This window comes from Flavobacterium bizetiae (assembly GCF_902804475.1).
GTDB lineage: Bacteria > Bacteroidota > Bacteroidia > Flavobacteriales > Flavobacteriaceae > Flavobacterium > Flavobacterium bizetiae.
Genome location: NZ_CADCSU010000076.1, coordinates 1 through 12451 on the forward strand (window position 1 = coordinate 1; position 12451 = coordinate 12451).

The window sequence follows — 12451 nt, forward strand, 5'->3', positions numbered from 1 at the left end:
CCCCAATAAATTAAACTTTGGAATTTTTTTAAATTTGTTGTTATAAAAATTATATTTACATGCTTGTTATTTTTAATTTATAACAATCCGAAATAATAGATTTAATCCATCACCAAATTTATAACTGAATGAATTTATTTAGAAAACCTCTAACATTCCTTCTTATCGGAATGACTTTTTTTAGCTGCAATAAAAAAGAAGTAGCATTTTCAGATCCTTTAATTACCAATCGCGATACCACCATTAATCCGACTGATGATTTTTTTAATTATGCTAATAATGGCTGGTTCAAAAAAAATCCTATTGCAAAAACAGATAGCAGTAACGGAATAATGAGAACCGTTGTGGATACTATCAACGGACAAATTAAAAGTATTTGCGAGAACTCGGCCAAAGATGAGTCTGCGGCTAAAGGAAGCAACAAACAAAAAATTGGCGATTTTTATGCTTCAGGTATGGATACAATTGCCATCGAAAAAGCAGGTTTGTCTCCGTTGAATCTTGAAATCAAAAAGATAAATGAGATTAAGGATATTACGGGATTAGTTAATACTATTGCGCATTTGCAAACTGTAGGAGCAGATCCGGCATTTACATTTTACGTTTCGCAAGATGATAAAATTAGTACAAAATATGCGCTGTTTTTCGGACAAGGCGGTTTAGGAATGAAACAAAGAGATTATTATCTGGATTCAGACAAGCGAAATGTCGAAATTCGTGCGGCTTATTTGTCTCATCTTAAAAACATGATGCGATTTACAGGAGACGAAGAATTAGTTGCTTCAAAAAATGCGGCAACAATTATGAAACTCGAAACGGAATTGGCAAAATCATCCCGAAAATTAGAAGAGCTTCGTGATCCTATCAAAAATTACAATAAGATAACGGTAGAAAAGTTCAATACACTTACACCTGATATCGATTGGAAAAAAGTATTGCCAATTTTAGGCATCGCAAAAGCGGACACTGTTATAGTAGGACAGCCGGAATTTTTTAAGGCATTAAATACGACGATAAAAAAATATACCATCGAAGACTGGAAAACGTATCTTAAGTTTAATCTTGTAAGTGCTTATGCTCCTTATCTAAATTCTGCGATCGAAAAAGAAAATTTCAAATTTTATTCGACTACATTAAATGGTGTTGCAATTCAAAAACCACGCTGGAAAAGAGTAGTAGAACAAACTGATTCTTCTTTAGGAGAATTAATAGGTCAGGTTTATGTGAGCGATTATATGCCAAAAGGCGTTAAAGAGAAATTACTTGAAGTAGGAAATAATATTCGTGACGTATTTGCTTCGCACATTAAAAAATTAGATTGGATGAGCGAGCCTACCAAACAAAAAGCTTTATTCAAGTTGAGTAAAATGGTAATGAAATTGGGTTATCCTGATAAATGGAAGGATATGAGCTCACTTTCTATAGACCGTAAATCATATTGTGGCAATGTCATGAAAGCTTATATTTGGGATTACCAATACATGATCAACAAATTTGGAAAACCAGTAGACAGAAACGAATGGGTTATGCAGCCGCAAACGTATAATGCTTATTATAATCCTAGTAATAACGAAATCGTAATTCCGGCTTGTAATATTATTGTACCGGGTTACGAAGGACGTATGCCAGATGATGCTGTTTTATACGGTATTATTGGAGGTTCTTTCTTCGGACATGAAATCACGCACGGTTTTGATGATCAGGGAAGTCAATATGATGAAAAAGGAAATCTAAACAATTGGTGGACAGCAGAAGATTTGAAAAAATTCAAAGCTAAAACAAAGTTGATAGTAGATCAGTACAATAAATATTCAATATTGGGTAAAAATGTAAATGGTGATGCCACTCAAGGTGAAAATATCGCCGATTTGGGCGGAGTAATTATGGGTTACGAAGCATTTCAGAAAACAGCACAATTTAAAAATAAGGAAAAAATTAGCGGCTTAACTCCGGAGCAACGTTATTTCCTTGCTTATGCGTATTCCTGGATGATTAACAGAAGAGATGAATCGAAAATCAACCAAATCATGACGGATGTACATTCGCCGGAACAATTCAGAGTCAACGGACCTTTGAGTAATATTCCTGAATTTCATAAAGCATTTAATGTTAAAAAAGGAGATAAAATGTATCAGCCGGATAGTTTACGAGTAGTAATCTGGTAAAACATAAAATAATAAGTGATATATAAAACCATTCGTTACGGCGAATGGTTTTTTTGTTTTGCGATATAATTGCCCACGGATTGAACGGGGTAAACTGGTTATCGCGGATTTTTTTTGTTTTTTGTTTTTGCCACAGATTGTACGGATTAAAATGATTTTATTTTGTCCTGAAATTGGGTGAATTTTTGTTTCACGCGGATTTTGCAGATTATATTTAAAATTAAAAAATCTGTCTACATCTGCTTTAATACTTTTTGAATCTGCGTGAAATAAAAACATTTTATCCATATTCCAATTCGTGAAAACTCGTGCAATTCGCGGCAACTTTTCATTACCAAAAAACCGGTCGGATTTTTCATATAATTTACACGGAAAAAGGTATATTTACAATCCCAAAATTGAAAAAATATAAATATGAAAAACTTTAGAATTTTAGTATTTGCCGTTCTTTTATGCGCTTCTTCAATGAGTTATGCAGCAAAAGTAGATACATTACAAGTTGCCAGTACAGCCATGAGCAAAACCTACAAAGCTGCGGTTGTATTGCCTAATTCGTATGCAAAAAGTAAATCGGCATTTCCGGTGATGTATTTGTTGCATGGTGCTTACGGTCATTTTAGCGACTGGTTAAAAAATACCCCAAACAAAAAACTAGTTCAAAATCTATCCGATCAATATAATATTATTATTGTAATGCCAGAAGGGGAGACGTTTAGTTTTTATCTGGACAGTCCTGTAAATAAAGAAAGTCAGTTTGAGACTTTTGTAACACAGGAAGTAGTTCAAAAAGTAGATAAAACCTATAGAACGATAAGTAATAGAAACGGAAGAGTAATCACAGGACTTTCTATGGGAGGTCACGGTGCATTATATTTATCAGCAAAACATCCTGAATTGTTTTGTGCGGCAGGAAGTATGAGCGGGGCAGTAGATATGAGTACGATGCTGAATCGTGAATCCTCGGCTCAGGTGGTAAAATTGATGCAGCCTGTTTTTGGAGATAAAAGCGATAGTTCAGAAATGTATGCACAATATGCCGTAATGGGAATGCTGGATAAAATTAAAGCAAATAAATTACCCTTGATCATTGATTGCGGAGTTGATGATTTTTTAATAGAACCTAACAGAGAATTACACCGAAGATTAGTATACAACAAAGTAGATCATGATTATACCGAGCGTCCGGGAGCGCATACGTGGGACTATTGGGAAAATTCACTACCTTATCATGTGTTATTTTTTAATAAAATCTTGCTTAAAAACCAGCAGGTTGCAAAAAAATAATAGAACTTTTAGTAAGGAATCACCCAAAAAGCTTTTTTTGGTTTGATTTTTGGAATACCTTTATATATAAACTTAAAAAATAAATATTATGAAAAAGATACTTACCTTATTTGCAGTTGTTGGACTTTTTGCATTTTCTGGATGTTCGAATGATGATGACCATGTAGATTATGATACAATTAGTTATGTCTTTGATGTTCCCAATGTTTCTTTTACTCCGCAGAATGAATATAGTAAATCAATTGATAACCCTTCTAAATTTGCTACTGATGTGGTGTTAGTTTATAGATCATCGGGATCAGAATCGAATGGAAATAGAATTTGGAAATTACTTCCAGAAACATATTTTGCGGATGACAGGGGATTAGATTTTACTTATACTTTTCAATTTTCACGAGATTTTATAGATATATTTATGGATGGACCTGACTTGGAATCCGTTAATGCTAGCTATAGGTTAAGTCAAGTATTTAGAGTTGTTATTGTTCCTGGTTCTTCAACAGGTACAGCAAAATCTATTAATAAAGAAGATTATTCAGATTATAATGCAGTTATTAAAAAGTTTAATATTGACGATAGTAATGTTAAGCAATTAAAGTAATTTTTAGTTCAATCATAAAAAAAAGGAGATCGTAAGATCTCCTTTTTTTTTATGCCTTCATATTTTTATTTGAAATTTTATTGAATCAGACAGTTGGCAATTTATGTTTTAAAAATATTATGCAACTCTTGATTCTCTAAAAATCTATTTTAGGAGATTTAGGAAGTGTTCACTCAAGAACTATTTCATGATGGCGTCAAATTATTTATTTGTACGAAAAATATTTATAATTATTTATTTCAAAAAATAACTAATGTAAGAATTTTGGTCTGCTTTTTGAAGTCGTTCCAGAAACTTATAAAATAAATATTATGAAAAAGATACTTACACTATTGGCAGTTGTTGGGTTATTTGTGTTTTCAGGATGTTCTGATGATGATAAGGACGAAATTTTTGATACGACCAATTATGTTTTTGAAGTAAATAAGGTTGATTTTGCAAACAATGGAGAAGGATTTACAGGAAGATTTGATTATGCGTTACTTCCTGAAGATGTGCTTTTGGTTTATCGATTAGGAGGAATTGCACCAAATGGCCGTGATATTTGGGTTCAGCTTCCGGAAGCTCATTATTATGATAATGGAACTATCTTTAGTTATAAATTTGATTTTACTCAAGACGATTTTAAGATATATCTTGATGGTTTAGGGTTAAACAACATTCCGAATGATATGAGGTACAATCAAACATTTCGTATTGTAATTGTACCTGAAGTTGGAAGTACTGGAGTATATGCAAAAAAGACAAATACGAAAAATGAGTATTCAGATTATTATGAAGTTATCAGAAAATATAATCTTAATGATAGCAATGTTAAAACACTAAACTAATTAAGTGATTGTACAAAAAAAGGAAATCGTGAGATTTCCTTTTTTTTTATAATATGTAATTCAGAATATTATTCCTGTTCTAAATCAGTATCGGTAAGTTCTTTTTCTTTTCCAAATTTAAGGGAAACCAAGATGCCTATTAAAAGCGAAAGGGCAATAAATCCTAATGAAGCCCATTCTGGTACGTGAATAAAATCGTGAAGAATCATTTTTAATCCTACAAAGGCTAAAATTGCTACTAAACTGTATTCTAAAAAACTGAATTTCGCCAGCATATTCGCCAGGAAGAAATACATAGAACGTAACCCAAGAATAGCAAAAATATTAGAACTGAATACCAAGAACGGATCTGATGTTATGGCTAAGATAGCAGGAACGCTGTCAACTGCAAAAAGTACATCCATCACTTCGATTACAACCAAGGCTACAAATAATGGTGTTGCTGCTCTTTTGGCTGTTTTTGTAGAAATGAAAAACTTCTCTCCATCCATTTCAGATGTTATTGGGATAATTTTTCCTAATGTCTTATATACGAAAGAATCTTTTGGATGAAAGTCGTCGTCTTCTCCGGAGAATAACATTTTTATTGCTGTAAAAATCAAGAATCCACCAAACAAATAAGTTGTCCATGTAAATTTATTGATAAGCATTACGCCAAAGAAAATCATTAATCCACGGAAGATTACAGCGCCCAGGATTCCCCAGAATAAAACGCGGTGTTGGTATTTTTGCGGAATCTTAAACGAGGCAAAAATAATGGCAATGACAAAGATATTATCTACGCTTAAAGACAGCTCGATCAAATAACCTGTAATAAACTTCATAGAAGCTACTGCCGGTTTTAGATTATCAGGATTTGCAATATAATCTGTAGTGTAAAGCCAGTAAATTACTCCCGAGAAGAGGAATGATAAAGTAACCCAAATAAGTGTCCATTTGCTTGCTTCTTTGGTACTAATAATATGAGGGTTTTTATTAAAAACACCTAAGTCTAAAGCAAGGATAAAAACAACGGCTAATAAAAACAAAATCCAGACGATCATGATACTTTTTTTAAATGATTTACAAAGATAGTTTTTGAAGTTTAACTTAAAAATTAATTATCGAAAAGTTGTGTTTAAATTCTGAATAAAGCTTAAAGATTTTTTAAGTTGTTGATGTTGGTTTTGGGTATGATGAGAGGATTGTGGTAAATGGCACGCGGATGACACGGATTCGCTATCGCGAAAACGCGGATTTATACGGATTTTTTCTTTTTTATTGTGGTTAATGGCACGCGGATGACACGGATTCGCTATCGCTAAAACACGGATTTGCACGGATTTTTATTTTATCCATCACAGCTATCCGCAATCTTGTCATCCTGAGGTACGAAGGATCACACTAGAAGCTCCGCAACGTATAGGACCAATCTTTGTAGAGTTCCTTGTGTGATCCTTCGTACCTCAGGATGACAAACTATACTTAAATATTCTTATGAAAATGATTCTCCTAGCCCCGATAGAAGAGGAAATCCTTTTGTGGCGGTGTTCGCCACAAAAGATTGAAACGTATAGCGGGATTAGCTCCTGAAAAAAAATATTGATATCGAAATAAATGACAAACTATAGGGCAAAAAAAAAGTGCCAGCAATTAAGATGGCACTTTTTAGAATATATTCTAAGCTTTAAATTATAGCGCTGAGTTAACAGTTTTGATAATTCTTGCAGCAATTTTGTATGGATCTCCGTTTGAAGCTGGTCTTCTGTCTTCTAACCAACCTTTCCATCCTTTTTGAACAGTCATTAAAGGAATTCTGATTGAACATCCTCTGTCAGATACTCCGTAAGAGAAATCGTGAATAGAAGCTGTTTCATGTTTACCAGTTAAACGTTGGTCGTTGTAAGCTCCGTAAACCGCTATGTGCTCAGCAGTAACAGGACGGAAAGCTTCACAGATTTTTTCGTAAGTAGCCTGGTCTCCACATGTTCTTAACACCTCGTTAGAGAAGTTAGCATGCATACCTGAACCATTCCAGTCTGTGTCTCCAAGTGGTTTTGGGTGATATTCTATATAGTAACCATATTTTTCAGTCAAACGATCTAATAAGTAACGAGCAACCCAAATTTCGTCTCCGGCTTTTTTAGCACCTTTAGCGAATAATTGGAATTCCCATTGCCCGCAAGCAACCTCTTGGTTAATACCTTCAAAGTTAATTCCTGCAGCGATACATAAATCAGCATGTTCTTCTACTAATTTTCTTCCGTGAGTGTTTTTTCCACCTACAGAACAGTAGTACATACCTTGTGGAGCAGGGTATCCTCCAACTGGAAATCCTAGTGGAAGTTGAGTTTTAGTATCCATGATGAAATACTCTTGTTCGAAACCAAACCAAAAATCATCATTATCATCATCAATTGTAGCTCTACCGTTAGAAGGGTGTGGAGTTCCGTCAGCATACATAACTTCTGACATAACAAGGTATCCGTTAATACGAGTTGGATCTGGATAAATTGCAACAGGAACTAATAAACAGTCTGAAGATCCACCTTCGGCTTGTTTTGTTGATGAACCATCAAATGACCAGTTTCCAAGCTCCTCTAATGTTCCTTTGAAATTTTCATGCTCTTCAACTTTAGTTTTACTTCTAAGATTTTGAGTTGGTTCATATCCATCTAACCAAATGTACTCTAACTTAATTTTAGCCATAATAATATAAATTAATTTTTTTGTTTTTTTCGTTGGGTCAAATATAGATTTATTTTTTTAGCCGTAAAAATTAGGGGGCTATTTTGTTTATGTCTCTACTATTTTTTGGATAAGCGCAATTTTGAGAGGGGTATATTTTTAAAAAAGCAATTTTTAACACTATTAAAAAATAAATTCGTAAAAATTAGGGAGGTTTTTTGAGTTTCGAGGTTAAGGAATTATGAAAAAATGTTTATTTAATGAAGAATACTGATGTATTTTGTTACATTTCTTTAAATCAAATTCATTATTCTTTGAAAAAAGCTTCTTATGTTGAAAAATCGTCGAATAAAAATCTCAAATTTATCTTATAAACAGGCTTTTTATTTGTTTATATTTGTCGATCATTTTTTAGTAGAAATTATTACAAATTTTAAACTTATTATACATGTCAACATTACGTTTCCAGGCTTTAAGAGATGCTTCTACAAGAAAGCCAGTGCATTTTGAAGAAATCGATAGAAAATCTAATATTTTTGGTTCAAATGTATTTAATGAAAAAGCAATGAAGCAGTTTTTGACTTCTGATGCTTTAAAAGGAGTTAGAGATGCTATTCAGCACGGAACTAAAATAGAGAGAAAATTGGCAGATTATATTGCCATGGGAATGAAAGAATGGGCATTATCTAAGGGAGTTACTCATTATACACACTGGTTTCAGCCTCTTACAGGAACAACGGCAGAAAAACATGATGCTTTTTTTGAAGTTTCGTATGACGGAAGCGATCCTGTAGAGAAATTTGGAGGAGCACAATTGGTACAACAAGAACCGGATGCATCGAGTTTCCCGAATGGAGGAATCAGAAATACATTCGAAGCAAGAGGTTATACTGCATGGGACCCAACTTCGCCGGCATTTATTTACGGAACTACTTTATGTATTCCAACAGTATTTATTGCTTATACAGGAGAAGCTTTAGACAATAAAATTCCTTTATTAAGAGCTTTATCTGCCATAGATGAAGCCGCTACAGAAGTATGTCGTTATTTTGACAAAAATGTAAAAAAAGTAACTGCTACTTTAGGCTGGGAGCAAGAGTATTTCTTAATTGATAAAGCATTGGCAAATTCTCGTCCTGACTTAATGATGACGGGTAGAACTTTATTAGGACACACTTCTGCAAAAGGACAACAATTAGACGATCACTATTTTGGTTCTATCCCAACACGTGCCCTGACTTATATGAGAGATTTAGAGCAGGAATGTATGCTGTTAGGAATTCCGGTAAAAACGCGTCATAACGAAGTGGCACCAAATCAGTTTGAGTTGGCTCCAATTTTTGAAGAAACCAATCTTGCAGTAGATCATAACTCATTATTGATGGATGTAATGCAAAGAGTGGCAGAGCGTCATGACTTTAAAGTATTATTTCACGAAAAACCATTTAAAGGAGTAAACGGATCAGGAAAACACAATAACTGGTCGTTGGCAACAGATACAGGAGTTAATTTATTGAGTCCGAGTAAAACGCCAATGAGCAATTTGCAGTTTCTTACTTTCTTTATTAATACGATAAAAGCAGTTAACGATTACGAAACGTTATTAAGAGCTTCGATCGCAACAGCAAGTAACGATCATAGGTTAGGGGCAAATGAGGCACCGCCGGCAATTATTTCTGTATTTATTGGAGCACAATTAACAAAAGTATTATCAGAATTAGAGAGTGTTACAACAGGGAAATTATCTCCTGAAGAAAAAACGGATTTAAAACTGAATGTAGTAGGTAAAATTCCGGATGTACTTTTAGATAATACAGACAGAAACAGAACATCGCCTTTTGCCTTTACAGGAAATAAATGGGAGTTTAGAGCAGTGGGTTCAAACTCAAACTGTTCTAACGCGATGACAACTCTGAATGCTATTGTAGCCAAACAATTAAAAGATTTTAAAGTAGAAGTTGATACTTTGATCGAGTCTAAAGACATGAAAAAAGATGATGCTATTTTTAATGTTTTAAGAGAGTACATCAAACAATCTAAAAAGATTCTTTTCGAAGGAGACGGATATAGTGAAAGCTGGGAAAAAGAAGCTGCAAAAAGAGGTTTAAGCAATTTTAAAACAACTCCGGAAGCAATTAAAGCCAAAGTTTCGAAACAGGCTTTAGATTTATTTAGCGAGTTAGGTATTCTAAATCATATTGAGGCCGAAGCGCGTTACGAAATTGAATTAGAAGAATACACTAAGAAAATCCAGATCGAAGGAAGGGTTTTAGGAGATATTGCCCGAAATCATGTTATACCAACGGCAATACGTTACCAAAATACTTTAATCGAAAATGTAAAAGGATTAAAAGAAATCTTCGGTGCAGCGTTTGAAACGATTGCAAAAGAGCAAATTGTTTTAATAAAAGAGATTTCGGGTCATATTGAAGGAATTAATTCTAAAGTATTGGCAATGACTGATGAAAGAAGAACAGCAAATCATTTAACAGATGCGCAAAAAATGGCCGAAGCATATTGCAATAAAGTGAAGCCTTATTTTGAAGATATTCGTAATCATTGTGATAAATTAGAGTTACTTGTAGACGACGAAAGCTGGACATTAACCAAGTATAGAGAGCTATTGTTTACCAAATAAATAGTAATTTAACAGTTCTACCAAGCCCATCGAATTAAGGTGGGCTTTTTTTTGCTGTAATGTTAAAATAAAGTAAAATTAATATTGATTTTTGCATTTCAAGGCATTAAATGTTAAGTAATTATGATAATGAAGTAATTTCCTACTTATATTTTTAACGGATTCAGTAGTTCATCGAGATAGTTTTACAGTTCATCGAAAAATGATTAAGTTCTTGTAAAATAGGTAATTATACTTGATTTGATTTTCGAGAAGTTTTCTAATTTTGGTCATGAAGAAAGAAGATAAGACCTAAAAATTTATTTTCGAATGATGATTGAATGATGATTTTTTTTAAGCCATGATTTCCCCAAATCACACTGACCTACATAATAAGTTGTATTAATAACCAATTAAATATATCTATTATGAAAAAAGTAATTTTAAGCATCTCAGCGATGCTGTTTGTAGGGGCAATCGGATTTGCACAGGGAAACACTTCATCAGTGAATCAAGTAGGAAACTCAGATCAGGGTCTTGTTACTCAAAACGGTTCAAACAACGGATCGCTTGTTGATCAAAAAGGTGATAACAACAAGTCTGAAGTTTTTCAGGGAATTCAACCAGGATTGTATGCAGCAAAAGACAACAAAGCTGATGTGAAACAAGACGGTAATGGTAACGGGGCTTTTATTTCTCAAAGTAACCATGATAACGAAGCTTATCAAACACAAAAAGGAAATAGCAATAGAGCTACAATCTGGCAAGATCAAATTGTAAATGCACCAAGCTCAACAGGTGGATTTGACAAAGCCTGGCAAACTCAAACAGGAGACAGCAATACTGCTACTGTAGATCAAGGTACAACAGGTAATGAGAAACCAACAGGAGCTCCTTTTACTGCTGCTCAAATTGGGCATGTTAATGGTGTAGCTGTTCCAGTTGGACCTCATAACAACAATAAAGCTTGGCAAACACAAAAAGGAGATAATAACGTAGCGTATGCTAGCCAAGGAGGTCAAAGAAACGAGTCTACACAAACTCAAACTTCTCCAAGCGGTACTTCTGCAGCTAACAAAAACACTTCAAACCATTATCAATATGGAGATGATAACAAAGCTACATCTGTACAAAACGGTACTAAGTTAACTGAAGATACTTTGCAAATTGGTAACTTAAATAAAGCTACTGTAACTCAAACCGGAGCATCTCACTCTAGTATTGCATTTTCAAAAGGAAATTCAAATACAATCGTAGTTACTCAAACTAACTAATAGCATAAAATAAATAATGAGATAGTCATAGAACGTGACTATCTCATTTTTTAATCTAAATCAATCAGGATGAAAACTTTCATTTTAAATATTGTATTGCTTTTGCTTTTTTCTCCTGTATTTTATGCACAGGAAAAAGATGATAATTCAGATTTTAAACCCTACAGCTCCTCCGTCTTTAATTCAAAAGAAAAAGCTTTTAGTGTGGTTTCGAGTATGGATAAAAAAGCACAGAATGATTTAAATCAAAAAATTCAGTCTGGCATTCAAATCCAGCAAATTGGAGATTTAAATAAAGTAAAAGCATTTTTAAAATCAAACGAAACAAAAGTTGCTGTCAATCAAAATGGAGACCGAAATGAATTGTTTTTGGATAAAAGTGCTAAAACATTGACGCAAAACATTGTTCAACAAGGGAACAACAATAAGATTAACGATTTTACATTAAACACAAATTATAATGTAAATATGGAAATGATCCAAAAAGGCGATAATCAAAACATTCAAAATATTGGAACCAATTCACTGTCAAAAAACATGAAAATTACCCAGACAGGAAATGGCGCTTCAATAATTCTTATTAATAAATAAATTTAAACATGCGTTTTTTATACCGACATATAATTTTTGTTTTTCTGGTTTTTACTGCCATAGTATATGGTCAGGTCCCCCAAGACAAAATAAAAGCAAAGCTGGAAATTGAAAAAGTTGAGGGTAATGTAAAAATTACTGGTACTGCCGAAAATCTTACTGATGTCATCCGGAGTGCCGCCTACAGAATGTCTGTTATAAAAAATAATAATAAAAGTAATAATCAGTCTAATAATGACCAGGTTGGTGTTTTTACCTTACAGCCAAACGAAAAACAAAAGTTATCTACTTCTCAGATTAATTTATCAGAAGATGATGAGGTAGTCGTACTATTATTGTTCTACGATGAAGACAAGCAAATAATAGCGAAAGATCGTGTGGTTATAGGTGAAGAAAAAAAAAAGATGTAATTGTATTACCAG

At 33.5% G+C, this 12451-nt stretch carries 10 protein-coding genes; 8 read left to right on the forward strand and 2 right to left on the reverse strand.

What is annotated here, in order from left to right:
* Window positions 1-128: 128 nt before the first annotated feature.
* The 4 genes from FLACOL7796_RS08640 (at window position 129) to FLACOL7796_RS08655 (ending at window position 4880) form a co-directional block, all read left to right on the forward strand.
* Complete coding sequence (locus FLACOL7796_RS08640) at window positions 129-2165, forward strand: M13 family metallopeptidase (RefSeq protein WP_173970399.1); 2037 nt, start codon at window positions 129-131, stop codon at window positions 2163-2165.
* Window positions 2166-2579: 414 nt separating this feature from the next.
* Window positions 2580-3449: an alpha/beta hydrolase gene (locus FLACOL7796_RS08645; protein ID WP_173970400.1), complete on the forward strand. Its 870-nt coding sequence runs from the start codon at window positions 2580-2582 to the stop codon at window positions 3447-3449.
* Window positions 3450-3537: 88 nt separating this feature from the next.
* Entirely contained in the window at window positions 3538-4050 is a 513-nt protein-coding gene (locus FLACOL7796_RS08650; protein ID WP_173970401.1) for a hypothetical protein, read from the forward strand.
* Between the two features lie 311 nt (window positions 4051-4361).
* A complete protein-coding gene (locus FLACOL7796_RS08655; protein ID WP_173970402.1) occupies window positions 4362-4880 on the forward strand; it encodes a hypothetical protein in 519 nt (172 codons plus the stop codon).
* 68 nt (window positions 4881-4948) lie between these two features.
* Here FLACOL7796_RS08655 and FLACOL7796_RS08660 read toward each other — a convergent pair whose 3' ends face one another.
* Window positions 4949-5923 (reverse strand): TerC family protein, encoded by a 975-nt coding sequence (locus tag FLACOL7796_RS08660; protein ID WP_173970403.1) that lies wholly within the window; start codon window positions 5921-5923, stop codon window positions 4949-4951.
* Between the two features lie 628 nt (window positions 5924-6551).
* Window positions 6552-7568, reverse strand: coding sequence for a glutamine synthetase beta-grasp domain-containing protein (locus tag FLACOL7796_RS08665; RefSeq protein WP_173970404.1), 1017 nt, complete (start codon window positions 7566-7568; stop codon window positions 6552-6554).
* Window positions 7569-7995: 427 nt separating this feature from the next.
* Here FLACOL7796_RS08665 and FLACOL7796_RS08670 point away from each other — a divergent pair, with 427 nt between their 5' ends.
* The 4 genes from FLACOL7796_RS08670 to csgH all read left to right on the forward strand — a co-directional run bounded on the left by FLACOL7796_RS08670 (window position 7996) and on the right by csgH (window position 12439).
* Window positions 7996-10185 (forward strand): glutamine synthetase III family protein, encoded by a 2190-nt coding sequence (locus FLACOL7796_RS08670; protein ID WP_173970405.1) that lies wholly within the window; start codon window positions 7996-7998, stop codon window positions 10183-10185.
* A gap of 407 nt (window positions 10186-10592) precedes the next feature.
* A complete protein-coding gene (locus tag FLACOL7796_RS08675; RefSeq protein ID WP_173970448.1) occupies window positions 10593-11438 on the forward strand; it encodes a hypothetical protein in 846 nt (281 codons plus the stop codon).
* 69 nt (window positions 11439-11507) lie between these two features.
* Window positions 11508-12029 (forward strand): hypothetical protein, encoded by a 522-nt coding sequence (locus FLACOL7796_RS08680; RefSeq protein WP_173970406.1) that lies wholly within the window; start codon window positions 11508-11510, stop codon window positions 12027-12029.
* 8 nt (window positions 12030-12037) lie between these two features.
* Window positions 12038-12439 (forward strand): curli-like amyloid fiber formation chaperone CsgH, encoded by a 402-nt coding sequence (gene csgH, locus FLACOL7796_RS08685; protein WP_173970407.1) that lies wholly within the window; start codon window positions 12038-12040, stop codon window positions 12437-12439.
* Window positions 12440-12451 lie beyond the last annotated feature (12 nt).

Bases quoted from the DNA above. Each gene is read 5' to 3' on its own strand.
- FLACOL7796_RS08640 (WP_173970399.1), top strand. From the start codon at position 129: ATGAATTTATTTAGAAAACCTCTAACATTCCTTCTTATCGGAATGACT.
- FLACOL7796_RS08645 (WP_173970400.1), top strand. From the start codon at position 2,580: ATGAAAAACTTTAGAATTTTAGTATTTGCCGTTCTTTTATGCGCTTCT.
- FLACOL7796_RS08650 (WP_173970401.1), top strand. From the start codon at position 3,538: ATGAAAAAGATACTTACCTTATTTGCAGTTGTTGGACTTTTTGCATTT.
- FLACOL7796_RS08655 (WP_173970402.1), top strand. From the start codon at position 4,362: ATGAAAAAGATACTTACACTATTGGCAGTTGTTGGGTTATTTGTGTTT.
- FLACOL7796_RS08660 (WP_173970403.1), bottom strand. From the start codon at position 5,923: ATGATCGTCTGGATTTTGTTTTTATTAGCCGTTGTTTTTATCCTTGCT.
- FLACOL7796_RS08665 (WP_173970404.1), bottom strand. From the start codon at position 7,568: ATGGCTAAAATTAAGTTAGAGTACATTTGGTTAGATGGATATGAACCA.
- FLACOL7796_RS08670 (WP_173970405.1), top strand. From the start codon at position 7,996: ATGTCAACATTACGTTTCCAGGCTTTAAGAGATGCTTCTACAAGAAAG.
- FLACOL7796_RS08675 (WP_173970448.1), top strand. From the start codon at position 10,593: ATGAAAAAAGTAATTTTAAGCATCTCAGCGATGCTGTTTGTAGGGGCA.
- FLACOL7796_RS08680 (WP_173970406.1), top strand. From the start codon at position 11,508: ATGAAAACTTTCATTTTAAATATTGTATTGCTTTTGCTTTTTTCTCCT.
- csgH (WP_173970407.1), top strand. From the start codon at position 12,038: ATGCGTTTTTTATACCGACATATAATTTTTGTTTTTCTGGTTTTTACT.